The organism is Micromonospora maris AB-18-032 (genome assembly GCF_000204155.1).
In the GTDB taxonomy this organism is placed as follows: Bacteria; Actinomycetota; Actinomycetes; order Mycobacteriales; family Micromonosporaceae; genus Micromonospora; species Micromonospora gifhornensis.
This window is the reverse complement of the sequence record NC_015434.1, coordinates 2,362,478-2,380,095: the sequence shown is the minus strand read 5'-3', so window position 1 is coordinate 2,380,095 and position 17,618 is coordinate 2,362,478. Positions and strand designations below refer to the sequence as shown.

At 70.9% G+C, this 17,618-nt stretch carries 16 protein-coding genes, 1 tRNA gene and 2 pseudogenes; 10 read left to right on the top strand and 9 right to left on the bottom strand.

The window, feature by feature from the left end; all coding sequences use genetic code 11:
- The first annotated feature begins 124 nt into the window (after positions 1–124).
- From VAB18032_RS10945 to VAB18032_RS10900, 10 genes and pseudogenes are all read left to right on the top strand, one after another.
- Entirely contained in the window at positions 125–373 is a 249-nt protein-coding gene (locus VAB18032_RS10945; RefSeq protein WP_013732881.1) for a DUF6284 family protein, read from the top strand.
- Complete coding sequence (locus VAB18032_RS10940; protein ID WP_043720388.1) at positions 373–747, top strand: RRQRL motif-containing zinc-binding protein; 375 nt, start codon at positions 373–375, stop codon at positions 745–747. The genes VAB18032_RS10945 and VAB18032_RS10940 overlap by 1 nt, the downstream gene beginning before the upstream one ends.
- Positions 748–859: 112 nt before the next feature.
- Positions 860–1,696, top strand: a complete 837-nt coding sequence (locus tag VAB18032_RS10935; RefSeq protein ID WP_013732878.1) for a DUF2637 domain-containing protein — start codon at positions 860–862, stop codon at positions 1,694–1,696.
- A 263-nt stretch (positions 1,697–1,959) separates the two neighbouring features.
- Complete coding sequence (locus tag VAB18032_RS10930; RefSeq protein ID WP_013732877.1) at positions 1,960–2,340, top strand: hypothetical protein; 381 nt, start codon at positions 1,960–1,962, stop codon at positions 2,338–2,340.
- 44 nt (positions 2,341–2,384) lie between these two features.
- Positions 2,385–4,283 (top strand): conjugal transfer protein TraB, encoded by a 1,899-nt coding sequence (locus VAB18032_RS10925; protein ID WP_232510773.1) that lies wholly within the window; start codon positions 2,385–2,387, stop codon positions 4,281–4,283.
- Between the two features lie 134 nt (positions 4,284–4,417).
- Positions 4,418–4,657 (top strand): hypothetical protein, encoded by a 240-nt coding sequence (locus VAB18032_RS10920; protein ID WP_013732875.1) that lies wholly within the window; start codon positions 4,418–4,420, stop codon positions 4,655–4,657.
- 280 nt (positions 4,658–4,937) lie between these two features.
- A pseudogene (locus VAB18032_RS10915) lies at positions 4,938–5,830 on the top strand (bifunctional DNA primase/polymerase).
- Positions 5,827–7,092 (top strand): DUF3631 domain-containing protein, encoded by a 1,266-nt coding sequence (locus VAB18032_RS10910; protein ID WP_013732873.1) that lies wholly within the window; start codon positions 5,827–5,829, stop codon positions 7,090–7,092. The pseudogene VAB18032_RS10915 and the gene VAB18032_RS10910 overlap by 4 nt, the downstream one beginning before the upstream one ends.
- A 290-nt stretch (positions 7,093–7,382) precedes the next feature.
- Positions 7,383–7,616, top strand: a complete 234-nt coding sequence (locus tag VAB18032_RS10905; protein ID WP_013732872.1) for a helix-turn-helix transcriptional regulator — start codon at positions 7,383–7,385, stop codon at positions 7,614–7,616.
- Positions 7,616–8,821 carry a tyrosine-type recombinase/integrase gene (locus VAB18032_RS10900; RefSeq protein WP_013732871.1) on the top strand — a complete coding sequence of 402 codons (1,206 nt, stop codon included), beginning with the start codon at positions 7,616–7,618 and terminating at the stop codon, positions 8,819–8,821. Before VAB18032_RS10905 ends, VAB18032_RS10900 begins: the two co-directional genes overlap by 1 nt.
- Positions 8,822–8,905: 84 nt before the next feature.
- On the opposite strand, the gene VAB18032_RS10895 is transcribed toward VAB18032_RS10900, so the two are convergent.
- The 9 genes and pseudogenes from VAB18032_RS10895 to ald all read right to left on the bottom strand — a co-directional run bounded on the left by VAB18032_RS10895 (position 8,906) and on the right by ald (position 17,584).
- Positions 8,906–8,979 (bottom strand) — tRNA-Pro (locus VAB18032_RS10895).
- Between the two features lie 195 nt (positions 8,980–9,174).
- Positions 9,175–10,578: a ribosome biogenesis GTPase Der gene (gene der, locus VAB18032_RS10890; RefSeq protein WP_013732870.1), complete on the bottom strand. Its 1,404-nt coding sequence runs from the start codon at positions 10,576–10,578 to the stop codon at positions 9,175–9,177.
- Positions 10,575–11,255, bottom strand: coding sequence for a (d)CMP kinase (gene cmk / locus VAB18032_RS10885; RefSeq protein WP_013732869.1), 681 nt, complete (start codon positions 11,253–11,255; stop codon positions 10,575–10,577). Before cmk ends, der begins: the two co-directional genes overlap by 4 nt.
- 150 nt (positions 11,256–11,405) lie before the next feature.
- Positions 11,406–12,176 carry a pseudouridine synthase gene (locus VAB18032_RS10880; protein WP_013732868.1) on the bottom strand — a complete coding sequence of 257 codons (771 nt, stop codon included), beginning with the start codon at positions 12,174–12,176 and terminating at the stop codon, positions 11,406–11,408.
- Positions 12,163–13,011 (bottom strand): SMC-Scp complex subunit ScpB, encoded by an 849-nt coding sequence (gene scpB, locus VAB18032_RS10875; protein WP_043723733.1) that lies wholly within the window; start codon positions 13,009–13,011, stop codon positions 12,163–12,165. Before scpB ends, VAB18032_RS10880 begins: the two co-directional genes overlap by 14 nt.
- Before the next feature lie 236 nt (positions 13,012–13,247).
- Positions 13,248–14,337, bottom strand: a pseudogene (locus VAB18032_RS10870) (segregation and condensation protein A).
- A gap of 24 nt (positions 14,338–14,361) precedes the next feature.
- Positions 14,362–15,285, bottom strand: a complete 924-nt coding sequence (locus VAB18032_RS10865; protein WP_013732865.1) for a ParA family protein — start codon at positions 15,283–15,285, stop codon at positions 14,362–14,364.
- A 179-nt stretch (positions 15,286–15,464) separates the two neighbouring features.
- Positions 15,465–16,472: a site-specific tyrosine recombinase XerD gene (locus tag VAB18032_RS10860; RefSeq protein WP_050814581.1), complete on the bottom strand. Its 1,008-nt coding sequence runs from the start codon at positions 16,470–16,472 to the stop codon at positions 15,465–15,467.
- Complete coding sequence (gene ald / locus VAB18032_RS10855; RefSeq protein WP_013732863.1) at positions 16,469–17,584, bottom strand: alanine dehydrogenase; 1,116 nt, start codon at positions 17,582–17,584, stop codon at positions 16,469–16,471. The genes VAB18032_RS10860 and ald overlap by 4 nt, the downstream gene beginning before the upstream one ends.
- Between the last annotated feature and the right edge of the window lie 34 nt (positions 17,585–17,618).

The following is a 17,618-nucleotide window of genomic DNA, read 5'->3' as shown; positions in this document are numbered from 1 at the left end:
GAGCGGGGCGAGCGGAGCGGATAGCGCGTGCTGCACAACCTTCCCAATCGAGCCGAAGACGCACCGGCTTTACCGGCTCGGTTGGCAGATCCCCCTGCTGTTCCGATCTTTACGGAGGTTTCCCGTGAGGAAGCACCTCGTTGCCGTCACCCCTGAGCCGACCATCGCCGACCTGGCTGCGATTGAGTCGGAGTGGCCGTTGATCGCCGCCGAGTTGGACGTGTTGGACGCGCAGATCACGCTGCTTTACGCCGAAGATCAGGGTGGCCCGACCGTCCTGGATTGGCGCAGGTTGCGCCGGGCTGAGGCTCGCGTGACCCGCGCCGCCGCTGAGGTGGCCGACCGCGCCACCGGCGCGGGTCGCGTGGCCTGATGTCCCGTATCCGCGCTGCCTACTACGACCCGGAGGGGTCGCGGTACGGCATCCCCACCTATTGGTGGCGTGGCGCGCCGCCGGGCTACGCCACCCGCCGTCAACTGCGTGCCGCTGGGCTGTGCCCTGGTGGTCAGCCGATCGCCGCTCAGATTCTCTGGCGCGGTGTGGGTGGCACCCGCACCGCGTACCTGTATCGACTGGATCTGGCCCGGCCGAAGCGTGTTGCCACCCCTGCCCAGCTTGCCGCGATCGGCAAGGCGTTGACGGCCCGTCGCACCTGCCGGACCTGCGGCACGGTGCGCCCTTACTGCATCCCGCGCTCGCTCGGCGAGTGCGTCGACTGTGCCTACCCGGAGGAGGTGGCCGCGTGATCGTCGCTGTGTTGCTGCTGATCCTGCTCGGCGGACCGGTGGTGATGCTCGCCCCGTTCGCTCTCGCTCATGTCCTGAACACCGAGACCATGCCCACGAAGGAGACGCTGCGATGACCGCCCCGACGATGAGCATCTACCCCCGGTCGGTTGATGAGTTGATGCCGGAAGCCCTCGCCCTGGTCGACCGGCTCGGCGCGGTCCCGTCCCGTAACCGGATCAAGACTGAGTTGCGGGTCGGTGCGCCGAAGGCGGACGCGATCCTGGCGCGGTTGACCGCCCCGACGGTCGACCCGGACCCGGTAGCGGACGTCGACCCGGCCGACCCGACCGGCACCCCGGACGGCTCGGACGCGGTGGCGGACCCGTCGCCGGTCGACCCGTCGCCGGTGGCCCCGGCTCTGTCGGCGCTCGAAGTGCCGCCGGTGGTGTCGACGCAGGCCCCGCCCGTCGTAGACCCGGATCCCAAAATCACCAACGCCCCGACCGCGACCGGGTCCCGCAAGCGGGTGACCGGTCGGGGGTGGGCTTACGTCGGAGTGATCCTCGGTGGGGTGGTGTCGATCGCGGCGAACGTGGCGCACACCTACCTGCCGAAGCCGCCCGACGGCGCGCCCGTCGGATGGACCCCGGATCCGACCTGGTCCCCGTCGCCGCTCGCGGTGGCGTTCTCGGTGTTCTGGCCGGTCGCCCTGTTCGTCGCGGTGGAGATCCTGACCCGCATCCCGTGGGGCGACGGGATCGGCTCGTTCGTCGCTCGGGTCTCCGGGGTGCTGCCGGTGGCGATGGTCGCCGCTGTCGTGTCTTACCGGCACCTGTCCGGGCTGCTGGAGCACTTCGGCGAAGACCCGCTCACCGTCGCCATCGGCCCCCTCGCCGTCGACGGGCTGATGGTGATGGCGTCGGCCGCACTGCTGGTCACCAGTCGCCGCAAGTCCACCGGTAGCTAGCTCTGCCCGGCGGCACAGCCCCACGGCCTAGGAAACCTGTGCTGTGCCGCCGGTCCTCGGTCCCTCCGATGGAAGGCGAGGCCCTTGATGGTGCCAGATCGGCGCGTCATTTCGGGCTTCTCCTGCCGGTCTCCCGGCCGTGCTCAGCCACCACGCGGTGGTGGGTGGGTGCGGGGGCCGACCGGCCCACCGTTTGCGCCGGGCGCGGCGCACGCCTGAGAAACGTTCCGCGCCCGGCCCTCCCGTGAAGGAGAACCCCCAGCATGGCAGGCACGAACGATCAGCGTGGCATCTTCACCGGTGCCGACGCGCTCACGGACAACGTCGCGTTGTCTCAGTGGTTCAACGAGACCCGCCGGGTGCTGCACGCCGCCGCCCTGGAGTTGGGCGTGACCGCGTCGGAGTTGGACGCGCGGTTGCGGGCCATCTCCGGCGGGGTGATCGTCGGTGGGCTGACGGCGCGGGCGCGGGCGCGTCAGGTGGCCAAGCCCATCACGCACGCCTCGGATGCGTTGGTGGTGGCGTCGCAGTACATCGTGACCGCGTCGACGCGGTTCGAGGCGGTGTACATGCCGGAGTTGGAGGCGGTCGGCCACCGGCCCCGCAAGACCGATTTCCGGTTCACCGACGGGTCCGGTCGATGAAGCGGCCCCGCACGCGGATGCCCCGTCACGGCGGGCTGTCCCCGATGTCGTACTCCGTGGACCTGCGGTCGGCCGCGTTGCCGTACCTGGTGTGCCCGACCGGGTGCCTGCTGGCGTGGCCGGTGGCCGCCGCCTCGCATCACTGGTGGGGGTCCAATCCGTGGGCCGCTGCCGGGCTCACCGCCGCCGGTGGCGGGTTGACCGCGCTGACCTGGTTCGCCGGGCGTGCCCGTGGCGTGATCCGGCAGCGCATCGCCACGCTGTTGACCGCGTCGGGATCGCTGTGGATGCTCGGCGCGACCATCGCCGCGCCGTGGGAACGGCCCTGGCTGGACTTGTGGGCCGGGGGCACGCTCACCGCCTCGGTGGCGGTCGCGGTCATGCGGCTCATGGCCAAGGCCAACCCCGACGAACAGGCCACCCGCACCACCGGCGGTGGCCTCGCCGACGCGGTCGCCGCGCTCAAGGACGCGCGGATCGGACGGCCAACCGTCGACGGGGCAAAGGTGAAGGCCAACGTGGCGATGCCGCACGGCGACACCCTCGCCGACGTCGAAGGATCCCGCGATGCCATCGCCTCAGCGTTGGACGTGGCGCCGTCGGCGGTGCGGGTGCACCGCGACCCGGACAGTGTCCGCACCGGCCGAATCGAGGTGGTACCGGTCGACCAGCTCCGACACACCATCGCGTGGGGCGGACCGTCCGCTCCCGGCCGCTCCGTCGGCGACGCCCCGCTTCGGTTCGGTGTCGCCGAGGACGGCGAACAGGTCGGACTGTGGCTGACCGGCCGCCCCGGTGTCCGCCCCGCCACCCACGTCCGCGCCACCGGCATGACCGGCTCCGGCAAGACCGAATGGGCGCTGGTCGTGATGACCGACTACCTGACCCGCGCCGACGGCGCGCTGGTGGTGGTCGACACGGTGAAGCGTGACCAGACCGTGAAGCCGGTCAAAGACGGCCTCACACTGCTGGTCACCGAGGATGAGCACGCCGAAGCGTTCTTCGACATCCTCGCCGAGAAGGTCATCCCGGCCCGCACCGAAGCACTCGGCCGGGAAGACCTCACCGAGTGGATGCCGGGCTGCTCGCTGTCGCATCTGCTCGTGTGGGTCGAGGAATCCGCGGCATGGTCCGGTCACCCCGCCCTCGTCCAGGTGGCGGAGCGGGCGCGGTCGGCCGGTATCTCCCTGGTGCTGTCTCAGCAGCGCTGGACCCACGACCGGGCACCGACCTCCCTCCGCAGCCAGTTCGCCACCAACGTGTGTTTCGGCATCGACAGCCGCGACGACCCATCGTTGGCCCTGTCCGGAGAGACGGTCGACGCCGGGGCGTCGCCGGAGACATGGGGGAGCAGCAAGCCCGGATACCTCTACATCGAATCACCCGGCATCCCCACCGGCCGGTGGCCGATCCCGTGCCGCTCCGAACTGGCCCAGCGTGGCGACCTGGCCGCCGCCGTCACGGGGTGGGCACAGGTCCGGCAGCCGCTCGACCCGGTCACCGCCCGCGCTCTGGCCCCCGTCATGCCCACCACCGCCAAGCCGTCACCCGGCCCACGCCCCACCGCCCACGGCGACGGTGGCAGGGATCAGGAGGTACCCGCCATGGCCGCCCGCCCCGGCGTCAACCCCCACGACCCGCCCGACAACGTCGACCCCGCCCAGGAACTCGACACCACCCCCACCCCGCGCCGCTTCTCCCTCGCCCTGCCCCAGCAGAGCAGCCCGGAACAGGCCCGCGTGATCCTGCGCGAGCACATCGCCGCACTCGCCGCCCAGGGCGAGACCGAGGTACGCCCGGCCGACCTCGGCGACGTGCTCGCCGCCACCGGCTACACCGCCAAGTGGCTGTCCAAGGCCCTCGCCGAACTCACCACCGGTAACCAACCGCTGCTCATGGCGATCAACCGCAACGGCCGATACCGCATCCTGCGCACCGCCTGACGCAACCCTGCCGGGGCCGTGGAATCCACGTGGATTCCACACCGATTCCACGGCCCCTCACCTAGACAAACCCGCCGTGGGATCTCCGTGGGATCCACGGCCCGCCCTGCCCTGCCCACCACCCGGGAGCATCGATGAACCTCGCCGCCGTCGCGCTCACCGCGCTCGCTGTCGGCACCATCCTCGGAATCACCCTCGGTATACCTCTCGGCCGTCGCGTCGAACGCGTCGCCTGGCACGCCGAAGCCGCCATCGGCCGCGCCCGCGTCACCGGCTGGCTCATCCGCGACCTCACCAGCCTCGCCCTCACCACCGCCGCCGTGGTCGCCGTCGCCGCATTCGTGCTCTGGGCACTCCTGCGCCCCGGCCGCTAAAACCCACAACCCTGATCGGCGCGCTTCGCGCGCTCATCACCGGGTGGCCAGCCTTCCGCCCGTGCTGGCCATCCACCGCCGCGCACGGAAGACGGCCCGACGTATGGCCCTCACCGCTCCCCGGTGCGGGCACTGGATCGGCGCTGACCGGCGCTACTGCCACAGCCCTGACCAGGTCCGCCCGTACCTGCAAGGCCCTCGCTGCCCCACGCACACGCCGTCGGCCCTCGCTGGCCGACCCGAACCTGTCTCCACACCCGTCGACGCTGGGAGGAACCCCATGCCCGACCTATCCGCACTGCTCACGGCTGCCCTCGACTACGTGGCACGCGGGTGGCCGGTGTTCATGCTCGGCCGCACCAAACGCCCCGTCGCCAACTGCCCCGACTGCGCCACCACCACCGCCGGCCACGACCGGGAAGCCTGCCCCTGCCTGACCTGCCACGGCTTCTACGCCGCCACCACCGACCCCGACCGCGCCGCCGCCATCGTGCGCGCCGTCCCCACCGGACAGTTGGCCCTGCGAACCGGTGCCGCGTCGGGCGTGGTCGTGGTCGACGTCGACCCGGCGCACGGTGGCCGGGACAGCATGAACGCCCTGATCGCCGACGGGCTGTTGCCACCCACCGCGTACGTGGTCACCGGCTCCGGTGGCCTGCACCTCTACTACCGGCACCCCGGACAACCGGTGCCATGCAGTCAAGGCAAGCCCGGACAGGGGCTAGGTCCCGGTATCGACGTCAAAGCCGACGGCGGGTACGTCGTGCTTCCGCCCAGCGTGCACCCGCGTACCGGCCGTGCATACCGGTGGGCACCGGACCGGGCGATGGAGGAGATGCCCCCGCGCTGGTCACCGCCTGCCGACCGGCCCCGCCGACACCACCGGTGGCCGCGACCATGCCGACCACCACCCGCGAGGCGGGGGGCATCTCCTTCCCCGACCGGCTCTTGGCCGCGCACCTGCAAGCGGTCACCGACGCACCGGAAGGCACCCGCCGCACCACCCTCTACGGCGCGGCGCGCGGCGTCGCGCGCATGGTCGCCGTCGGGGCCATCGACCAGGCCGACGCCGTCGCCGTTCTCACCGACGCCGGGCGTCGCGCCGAGCAGACCGACCGCGACATCCGCGCCGCCATCCGAGGCGGCTTCCGCGCCGAAGGACTCGCCGCATGACCCACCAACCGACCAACACTGACCAGCACCACGACGGCGTGGCGATCCTCGACGCCCTACACGCCTGCCTCACCAAGTACGTCATCCTCCCCAGCGCTGAGGCCGTCGACGCGGTGGCGCTGTGGATCGCCGCGACCCACGCTCAAGCCGCGTGGGCGCACGCGCCCCGCCTGGTCATCCGCGCACCGGAGAAGCGGTGCGGGAAGTCCCGGCTTCTCGACGTGGTGGAGGGCACCTGTCACGACCCGCTCATCACCGTCAACGCCTCACCTGCCGCCGTGTACCGGGCCATCGGCACCGGCCACCCGCCGACGCTGCTCGTCGACGAAGCCGACACCCTCTTCGGCGGGAAGAACGCCGACGCCAACGAAGACCTACGCGGCCTGCTCAACGCCGGACACCAACGCAACCGCCCCGCCATCCGCTGGGACAACAACACCCAAAGCTTGGAGAAGATCCCCACCTTCGCCATGGCCGCCCTCGCCGGAATCGGCGCGATGCCCGACACCATCGAAGACCGCGCCGTGGTCATCCGCATGCGCCGCCGCGCCCCCGGCGAGAAAGTCGCCCCCTACCGGCACCGCCGAGACGGCCCCGCCCTACGCGCCGTCGCCCAACAACTGGCCCGATGGCTACACGCCAACCTCACCGCGCTCGAAGCCGCAGAACCACCCATGCCGGTAGAGGACCGCGCCGCCGACACCTGGGAACCCCTGGTAGCCGTCGCCGACCTCGCCGGGGGCACCTGGCCCCAACGCGCCCGACAGGCCGTCACCATTTTGACCGCCGAAGCCGACGGAGCCGGGAACGTCTCCCACCGGGTACGCCTACTCGCCGACATCCGCACCGCCTTCACCACCCTCGGCGACCCGACCGCCGCGCCCACCGCCGACCTCCTCGCCGCCCTCAACGGCGACCCCGAAGCACCCTGGGCCGACAGCGGACCATCCGGCCTCACCGGCAAGAAACTCGGCGACCTGCTCCGAGAATTCGACATCCGATCGGAGACCATCCGCTTCCCCGTCGGGCAGGCCAAGGGCTACACCCGCGACGCCTTCACCGACGCATGGCAGCGCTACTGCCCCACACCCGAAACCCCTTCCACCGAGGTATCCGTACCATCCGTACCAACCTCATACCCGCAGGTCATTCCCGGTACGGATCACCCCGCCGGTACGGATCGATCCGTACCACGACGCACCCTCACCACCGCCCCCGGTACGCATCAATCCGTACCGCGAACCAATCCGTACCACCCCTGACCAGCCAAAACGAGCTTGGTACGGATGGTACGGATACCCCCGGCCACCGGGACACCCCAACCACCACGCCGTGGTGACCAGTACCCCCACCAGAACGGCCCGCTGAGAAGCCCTCAGCCGCATTCGGCCACACCCACACCACCGGACACCCCGGAACGTGGCCCCACGGCGCTCTCAGTGGGCCGTTCTACGCCCCTCTGCACCCGACATTTCTCTGCCCTTCACAGATGCCACTTCGTGTCAGAAAGGCGCGCATCGTGCGACTCGTGACGCAGAATGCCTCACCAGATATGCCCGCCCCGGAAGGAGGCGACATCATTCGGCTCTCGCCAAAGCCGTTCATGTCCACCGAGGAGCTTGCCGAGCTGCTGGACGTCGACCCGTCGACCATCCGGCGGTGGCGCACTCTCCAACCGTTGCAGGGTCCGCCGTTCATCCAGATCTCTGACCGGGTGGTGAAGTACGCGACGGCCGATGTTGAGCGGTGGCTGTCGGCCCGTCGTGTCTACCCGCAGGCGGCTTGATGGCGTCGCCGCAGCAACCACCGATCGGTGTACGGCTGGCCACCGATGTGGAGCACCGGCCCGGCCGCGACCGGCCCTACCGGGCGCGGGTGCGGTGGACCGACCCGACCAGCAAGCGCCGGATGTCCAAGTCAACGACGGTCGCCACACCGGAAGAAGCGCAAGCCTGGATCGACGGCATGGCCAGCGCCGCACAAGGTGGCGTCGACCCGGTCGCCGCTACCAAGCGACTCGCCGAGTACGGCGAGAGCGTGATGACGCTGGCCCTACGCGGCTTGGAACGCAAGACGCTTGATCCGTACCTGGCGGGGTGGCGTAAGCGGGTGGTGCCGACGCTCGGGCACATTCCTGTTCGGATGATTACCAATGGTGCGGTGGATCGGGCGGTGCATTCCTGGATCGCCGACGAATACAGCCGATCCACGGTGAAGAACAGTCTCGCCGTGCTGGTCCGGGTGATGGAACAGGCCGTACGGGACGGCATCATCCAACGGAATCCGGCACAGGTGACCGGGTGGCAACGCGAATACCAGCGGGCCGCCGATGAGTTGGACGATCCGCGCTCGCTGGCTTTGCCCGATTGGGAGACGCTGACCAAGCTTGCCGCTGCCCTGGTCGACCGGTCCGCGAATCACTTCACCGGGTGGGCCGACGTGGTGATATTCGCCGCCTGCACCGCCGCTCGAATCGGTGAGGTTTCCGGCGTACGGGCCGAGGACATCGACCGGGAAACGTGGATGTGGACGGTACGCCGCCAAACCACACCCAGCCCCGGTGGTCTCATCGACAAGGGCACCAAGGGAAAGCGCGCCCGGACCGTGCCGCTGATCGAAGAGGTACGGCCGATCGTGGCTCACCGCCTGGACGCCGTGACCAAACCCGATTCCCGGCTGTTCACCGGGCCACGCGGTGGCCGGATCAGTACCGCAGTTCTCCGTGACGCGACGCATTGGGATGAGGTGGTCACCACGCTGGGATTTGAGCACCTACGCCGACACGACCTGCGGCACACCGGCCTTACCTGGATGGCCGACGCAGGCGTACCGGTGCACGTCCTACGGAAGATTGCCGGACACGGATCGCTGACCACGACCCAGCGCTACCTACACCCCGACCGGCAGTCGATCACGGACGCCGGAACGGCGCTCAGCGCTCACTTGAAGGCCCGCCGGTCCCCAGGTGGTCCCCAGCTACGCGCCGTCTAGATCAGGAAACCCCTACTACCCCGGCACGAATTAGAGGCCGTTGACCAGGGAGAATATCCCGGTCGACGGCCTCTTTTCGTGCTGTCGGGACGGCCGGATTCGAACCGACGACCCCTTGACCCCCAGTCAAGTGCGCTACCAAGCTGCGCCACGTCCCGTTGCTACCGCCGGACCTTGCCCGCGACAGCCGGTACAGCTTAGCGCAGCTTCTCCCATCCGTCGCACAGCCCCCACCCCCACCGACCCCCTGAGCCGGACAGGTCACTACCTCTAAAGTGTCCTAGGAAGGAGGGTGAAGAGGGCGGGCCCAGGTGGGAGGGCAAGCAGCCTCTCACCTGGGCCCGGGAAGCAGATCAGCCGTGTGCTTTGCCTCGGCCGCCGGGGCCGAGCTTCTTGCGGGGGCGTACCGAGATCTCGATGGGGCTGCCCTCGAAGCCGAACTCCTCGCGGAGCTTGCGCTCGACGAAGCGTTGGTAGCCGGCGTCCAGCGGGCCGGTGGTGAACAGCACGAACCGTGGCGGAGCCACGCCCGCCTGGGTGGCGAACAGGATCCGCGGTGCCCGTCCCCCACGTACGGGGTGCGGGGTGGCCTGGACCAGGGCGGTGAGCCAGGCGTTGAGCTGCGCGGTGGGGATGCGGGTCTCCCAGCTGTCCAACGCCCGGTGCAGGGCGGCGGCGAGCTTGTCGACGGCCCGACCGGTCATCGCCGACAGGTTCAGCCGGATCGCCCACGGGATGCGGCGCAGTTCCCGGTCGATCTCCTTGTCCAGGTAGTACCGACGGTCGGCGTCGACCAGGTCCCACTTGTTGAAGGCGATGACCATGGCCCGGCCGGCCTCGGTGACCATGGACAGGATCCGCTGGTCCTGTTCGCTGATCGGTTCGCTGGAGTCGAGCAGCACCACCGCCACCTCGGCCGCTTCGATCGCGGCGGCGGTACGCAGGCTGGCGTAGTACTCGGTGCCGCTGGCCTTGCCGACCCGCTTGCGCAGGCCGGCGGTGTCCACCAGGTGCCAGGTTTCGCCGCCGATGGTGACCAGGCTGTCCACCGGGTCGACGGTGGTGCCGGCGACCGAGTCGACCACCGCGCGTTCCTCGCCGGAGAAGCGGTTGAGCAGGCTGGACTTGCCGACGTTGGGTCGGCCGACCAGCGCCACCCGTCGTGGGCCGCGCGGGCGGTTCTCCACGATCTTCGGTGCCTCGGGCAGCGCGGCCATGATGGCGTCGAGCAGGTCACCGGAACCACGGCCGTGCAGCGCCGAGATCGGGTGCGGTTCGCCGAGGCCGAGCGACCACAGCGAGGTGGCCTCCAGCTCGATGTTGGCGTTGTCGGCCTTGTTGGCGACCAGGATGACCGGTTTGGCGCTGCGCCGCAGCATCTTCACCGCCGCCTCGTCGACGTCGGTGGAGCCCACCGTCGCGTCGACCACGAACACCACCACGTCGGCGGTGGCCACGGCCGTCTCGGCCTGCGCGGCGATCGCGGCGGCCCGGTCCTTGGCGTCCGGTTCCCACCCGCCGGTGTCGACCACGGTGAAGGACCGGCCGGACCACTGCGCGTCGTAGGGGATCCGGTCGCGGGTCACCCCGGGTACGTCCTCGACGACCGCCTGGCGGCGGCCGATGATCCGGTTGACCAGAGTGGACTTGCCGACGTTGGGTCGGCCGACCACGGCAACCACCGGCTGCGGGCCGGTCGGCTCCTCGGTGTCGAGGTCCGGTTCCCGCAGCTCCACCCAACCGTCGTCGTTGCTCACGCCACGCCCCGCTCGGTGAGCAGCTCACGCAGTCGGGCCACGACCTCGTCGATGCCCAGTTCGGTGCTGTCGAGCACCACGGCGTCGGCGGCCTGGGCCAGCGGGTCGGCCTTGCGGGTCGAGTCCAGCTGGTCGCGCCGGGCCAGGTCGGCGGCGGTGGCGGCGACGTCGGAGGCGTTCTCGGCGCTGCGGCGGGCGGCCCGCGCGGCAGCCGAGGCGGTGAGGTAGACCTTCAGGTCGGCGTCGGGGGCCACCACGGAACCGATGTCGCGGCCCTCGACCACGATCCGGCCCGCCTTGTCGATCATGTCGCGTTGCCGGGCGACGAGCAGCGCCCGCACCGCCGGTACGGCGGCCACCGCGGACACGGCGGCGGTCACGTCGGCGCCTCGGATTTCGGTCTCGACGTTCACCCCGTCGGCGGTCACGGCGTACCCCTCGGGGTCGGTGCCGATGCGCAGGTCGACCTCGCCGGCGACCTTGGCCACCGCGTGCGCGTCGTTGAGGTCGACGCCGGAGCGCAGCACCGCCCAGGTGATGGCCCGGTACATCGCGCCGGTGTCCAGGTAACGGGCGCCCAGGCTGGTCGCGAGCCGTCGCGACACGGTGGACTTACCCGAACCGGACGGCCCGTCCACAGCGACGACGCAGCGCCCGATCGGTACGTTTTCTCCCACCGTTGTCCTCCTCAGCCCGTACCTCACGATCCGCCGTCACCGACGTCACGCAAGCGGTTGACACACATGTCCCATCATGCCCGGCGCCGAACCCCACGGCCCGCCGGGCCGTCCGCGAGCCTACCCTCAGCGGTACCCGCGACCGCGCGGTCAGTCACCCACGGCCTTGAACAGGGCGGCGACCTCCGCGTTGGTCAGCCGTCGGGTCCGCCCGCTGCGCAGGTCGCCGAGCCGGATCGGCCCGATGGCGGTACGCACCAGCCGGCTCACCGGGTGCCCGACCTCGGCGAGCAGCCGCCGGACGATGTGTTTGCGTCCTTCGTGCAGGCTCAGCTCGACCTGGGCGGTACGCCCCAGACTGTCCACCACCCGGAACGCGTCGACGCTCACCGGCCCGTCCTCCAGCTCGATGCCGGCGGCCAGCCGCTTGCCCAGGTTGCGCGGGATCGGCCCGGCCACCTCACACAGGTAGGTCTTCTGCACCCCGTAGGAGGGGTGCATCAGCCGGTGCGCGAGGGTGCCGTCGTTGGTGAGCAGCAGCAGGCCCTCGCTGTCCGCGTCGAGCCGCCCGACGTGGTAGACCCGCTGCTCGACCCGGTTGTTGAGGAAGTCGGCCAGCGCGGTGCGGCCCCTCTCGTCGGCCATGGTGGAGACCACCCCGCGGGGCTTGTTCATGGCCAGGTACACCAGCCGGGTGTCGGCCTGGAGTCGTTCACCGTTGACGTGGATGACGGCGGTGGCCGGGTCGACCTTGTCGCCGAGCTGCGCCACCCGCCCGTTGACCGTCACCTTCCGCCGGAAGATCAGGTCCTCGCAGGCACGCCGGGAGCCGACACCGGCGGCGGCGAGCACCTTCTGCAGGCGTTCCGGGCCGGTATAGACGGGCGCGTCGGGCGAGGGGGTGCGGTTATCGCGAGGCATCAGCAAGCTCTTCTACGTCGTCGGGGAGGAACGGGGCCAGCGGCGGCAGGTCGTCGAGGCTGTTGAGGCCGAGTTTCTCCAGGAACATCGTGGTCGTCCGGTACAGGTACGCCCCACTGTCGGACTCGGTGCCACACTCTTCGACCAACCCCCGGGAGACCAGGGTACGGATCACCCCGTCGCAGTTGACACCGCGGATGGCGGAAATGCGCGACCGGGTCACCGGCTGCTTGTACGCGACCACGGCCAGGGTCTCCAGGGCGGCCTGGGTGAGCCGCACCGACTGCCCGTCCAGGATGAAGCGCTCCACGTAGCTGGCGTATTCCGGCCGGGTGTACAGCCGCCAGCCACCGGCCGCCCGCCGCAGGTCGAAGCCGTGTCCGGCGGCGGTGTAGCCGGCGGCGATGTCGTCGAGCATCGGGCCGATCCGCTCCGGCGGCTGCTCCAGCACCTGGGCCAGGGTCAGCTCGCTGACCGGTTCGTCCACCACCAGCAGGATCGCCTCCAACGCGCCCCGCAGTTCGGTGTCGTCCAGCAGCGGCGTCGGCTCGGGTGCCGGCCTGGCCCGCCCGGACCGCTGCCTGCGCCCTGCGCCGGCATCCCCCACCGCCGTCCCGGCCCGCTCACCGGCCGCCTGCCCGTCGGCACCCGGTGCACCGACCGAGTGCGTCGATGACGCATCTGTCCCCTGTTCGTCGGCACCCGGCTCACCGACCGAGTGCGTCGATGACGCATCTGTCGGCTGTTCGTCGGCAACCGGTTCACCGACCGCAAGCGTCGGCGACGCATCCGCTGCCGGCTCGTCGGCAACCGGTTCGCCGGCGGGAAGGGTCACCGACGCGTCGGATGCCTGCCCGTCGCCGGCCGGCGGCGGGGTGTCGTCGGCGTCCAGTTGCGGCGGCTCGGTCGGGCTCTGCGGGCCGGACTCACCGGTGTCGTCGACGGCATCGTCGGTGGGCCGCGCCTGGGCAGGCACGGTGGTGGCGGTCTCGGCGGGTGGAGCGGGACGCTGCCAGGGTGGGATCCAGGCGGCTGCCTGGTCGGCAAGCGAATCCCGGCGTTCCTCGTGACTCATCCGGCGTGCTCCTGCCTCGTTGCCGTCCCGTCCGTGCCTGCTTCGCTTCCCGACACGGCCCCCGAGTCCGTCACCGTGTCGACCACCACCACGGGCCCCGGATCCGTGTGGACCACCGGCGCGGGCCCCGGATCCGTGTCGACGACCGACCCGGGTTCCGGATCCGTCTCGGCGGCCGGTGCCGTCGGGTTCTCCGCCGGCTCGGCGGGGGCGCCGGCGTACTCGTCGATGGTCAGCGCCGGTCCGCCGTCGGCGGGTCCGGTCCAGCGTACGGTCAGCTCCTCCAACGCCTGTTCCTGCACGAAGGCCACCACCCCCTGCCGGTACAGCTCCAGCAGGGCGAGGAAGCGGGCCACCACCTCCAGGGTGGCCTCGCAGTCGGCGCAGAGCAGGGAGAAGGTGGCGGTGCCGGCGCGGCGCAGTCGTTCGGCGATGATCCCGGCGTGTTCCCGGACACTGACCCGGACCATGTGCACGTGGGCGATGGAGACCTCGGGGATCGGTTTCGGGGTCATCGCCTTCACGGCCAGCTTGAGCAGCCGTTGCGGGCCGATGCCGAGCACCAGGTCGGGCAGGGCTTCGGCGAAGCGGGGTTCCAGGGTCACCGCGCGCGGGTAGCGGCGTCCGCCGACCTCCTCCAGCGCGGCGATGTGCGCCGCCGCCTCCTTGTACGCCTTGTACTGCAACAGCCGGGCGAAGAGCAGATCCCGCGCCTCCAGCAGGGCGAGGTCCTCCTCGTTCTCCACCTCGGCGGAGGGCAGCAGCCGGGCCGCTTTCAGGTCGAGCAGGGTGGCGGCGATGAGCAGGAACTCGCTGGCCTCGTCGAGGTCCCAGTCGTCACCCATGGCCCGGATGTAGGCGATGAACTCGTCGGTGACCTGGTGCAGGGCGACTTCGGTGACATCCAGCTTGTGCTTGCCGATCAGTTGCAGCAGCAGGTCGAACGGGCCGGTGAAGTTGGCCAGCCGTACGGTGAACTTGCCGGTGTCGGCACCGTCGACCGCGTCCGGATCGGCCACCGGCGTCTGATCGTCCGCGGCGGCGGGGTCGAGGGGCGGGGCGGTCACGCCGACGACCGTAGTCCACGGCCTGGCCACGGGATTGCGGAGCCTACCGCTCCGCCTGCGCGGCGATCACCTCGCGGGCGAGCTGGCGGTAGTTGCGGGCTCCGGAGGAGGCCGGGTCGAGGGTGGTGATCGGGGCGCCGGCGACGGTGGACTCGGGGAACTTCACGGTCTTGGTGATCACCGTCTGGTAGACCTTGTCGCCGAATGCCTCCACCACCCGTTGCAGCACCTGCCGGCAGTGGGTGGTGCGGCTGTCGTACATGGTGGCGAGGATGCCTTCGAGTTCCAGGTCGAAGTTGAGCCGTTCGCGGACCTTGTCGATGGTGTCCAGCAGCAGCGCCACGCCGCGGAGGCTGAAGAACTCGCACTCCAGCGGGATGAGCACGCCGTGCGCGACGGTCAACGCGTTGATCGCCAGCAGGCCCAGGGAGGGCTGGCAGTCGATCAGGATGTAGTCGTACTCCTTGCGGACGCTCCTGAGCACCCGCGCCAGGGCCATCTCCCGGGCGACCTCGTTGACCAGTTGGATCTCGGCGGCGGAGAGGTCGATGTTGGCGGGCAGCAGGTGCAGACCGGCCACGTCGGTCTTGATCAGGACGTCCTCGGCGGTGACGTCGTCCTGCATCAGCAGGTTGTAGACCGACAGGTCCAGGTTGTGCGGGTTGACCCCCAGGCCGACCGAGAGGGCGCCCTGCGGGTCGAAGTCGACGAGCAGCACCTTGCGGCCGTACTCGGCCAGCGCGGCACCCAGGTTGATGGTGGTGGTGGTCTTGCCGACGCCGCCTTTCTGGTTGGCCATCGCGATGATCCGCGCCGGGCCGTGCCGGTCGGTGGGCATCGGCTCGGGGATGGGCTTGCGCATTGTGTAGGCGGCCGGGTCGGCGGGCCCCAGGTCCGCACCGAGGGCGTTCTGCTGTTCGCGGAGCTCCGACGTCCAGGTCTCGGCACGGTCACCGTTGCCAGCCATGTCCTCGTTGCCCCCTCCCGACGACCATCCGGCGTCGGAGCCGCCCGACGTCCTTTGCGGCGCCGCTGCACACCCCGGTCATCTCACCGCCAAGGCTGCGCTGCCGACTGTACGCCACCGGCGAGCAGGGCGTTCGGCACCCGCTCGGCGTGTCGGCCAGCGGCACCGACCAGGGCCGCTCAATCGCGGGCACGTGGGTGGGCGGTGGCGTAGACCTCGCGCAGCCGGTCGACGGTGACCAGAGTGTAGACCTGGGTGGTGGTGACCGAGGCATGCCCCAGCAACTCCTGCACCACCCGCACGTCGGCGCCGCCGTCGAGCAGGTGGGTGGCGTACGAGTGGCGCAACGTGTGCGGGGAGACCGCCTGCGGCCCGTCGACGGGCAGAGCGGCGCGTTCGGCGGCGCGGCGCAGGATCATCCAGGCGCCCTGGCGGGTCAACGGACCGCCCCGGGAGTTGAGGAAGACCCTCGGGGTGCCGCGGCCGGCGGCGACCAGCCCGGGGCGGGCCCGGACCAGGTAGGCGCCCAGCGCCTGCATCGCGTACCCGCCGATGGGCACCAGGCGGTCCCGTCCGCCCTTGCCGCGCAGCTGCACCACCGCGTCGGTGAGGTCCACATCGTCCACCGCGAGGCCGACGGTCTCGGAGATGCGGGCGCCGGTGCCGTACAGGAACTCCAGCAGTGCCCGGTCGCGCAGCGCGAGCGGCGCGGTGTCCCCGGCGGCCTGCACCGGTCCGGCGGCGTCCAGCAGTCGGACCACGTCGTCCAGCGACAGGGCGCGCGGCAGCCGGCGCGGCGGGGTGGGTGGTCGCACGTCGCGGCTCGGGTCGGCGGCGGCGAGGCCCTCGCGCAGCGCGAACCGGTGCAGGCCCCGCACGGCGCTGGCGGCGCGGGCGGCTGATGAGGCGGCCAGCGGCGGATGCCCGTCGTCACCGGCGCGCAGCCGGGCCAGGTGGCGTTCGATCTCGCCGGCGGGGACGGCGGCCAGGTCGCTCACCCCGGCGGCGGCCAGGCTGTTCAGGTAGCGGTCCAGGTCCCGGCGGTAGGCCACCAGGGTGTTCGCGGCGAGGCCCCGTTCGACGGTGAGGTGGTCGAGGTAGCCGCGCAGGGCGCGGCGCAGAGCCGGCGCGGGCTGGTGGCCCGTGCCGGCTCCGTCCGCTGCGGCGGTCGGGGTGCGGCCGGTCAGGCCAGCACCTCGGCCAACGGGGTGGTCGGCAGGTCGTGTGCCTCCGCGACCGGGCCGTACACGACCTGTCCGTCGTGTGTGTTCAGGCCCAGCGCCAGCGCCGGATCGCGGCGGGACGCCTCACGCCAGCCGTGGTTGGCCAGCTCCAGCGCGTACGGCAGGGTGACGTTGGTCAGTGCGTACGTGCTGGTGTTCGGTACTGCGCCGGGCATGTTCGCCACGCAGTAGAAGATCGAGTCGTGCACCTTGTAGACCGGGTCGGCGTGCGTGGTGGGCCGCGAGTCCTCGAAGCAGCCGCCCTGGTCGATCGCGATGTCGACGAGCACGCTGCCGGGCTTCATCCGGGAGACCAGTTCGTTGGAGATGAGCTTGGGGGCCTTCGCGCCGGGCACCAGCACCGCGCCGATGACCAGGTCCGCGTCCAGCACCGCCCGCTCGATCTCGTACGCGTTGGAGGTGACGGTCTGCAGATGGCCCCGGTAGATGGCGTCGGCCTGCCGCAGCCGGCCGACGTTCATGTCCAGCAGCAGCACCTCGGACTGCAGGCCCAGCGCGATCGCGGCGGCGTTCATGCCGGAGACACCGGCGCCGATGACGACGGTCTTGGCCGCGTAGACGCCGGAGACGCCGCCGGGCAGCACGCCCCGACCCCCGCCGGTACGCATCAGGTAGAAGGCGCCGACCTGCGGGGCGAGTCGACCGGCCACCTCGGACATCGGGGCGAGCAGCGGCAGCGACCGGTCGGGCAGCTCCACCGTCTCGTACGCGATGCCGGTGACCTTGCGGTCGAGCAGCGCCTGGGTGCAGTCGGGGGACGCGGCCAGGTGCAGGTAGGTGAAGAGCACCTGCCCCTCACGCATCCGGTGGTACTCCTCGGCGACCGGTTCCTTGACCTTGAGGACGAGTTCCGCGGTCTCCCATACCTCGTCGGCGGTGTCCAGGATCTTGGCGCCGGCGGCGGCGAACTCCTCGTCGGTGATGCTCGACCCGACTCCGGCGCCGGCCTCGACGAAGATCTGGTGACCGTTGCGGGTGAACTCGTTGACTCCCGCAGGCGTGATCGCCACCCGGTACTCGTGGTTCTTGACCTCGCGGGGAATGCCGACCTTCACGATGCAGACCCTCTCTCCGCCGGACCGCTAACCC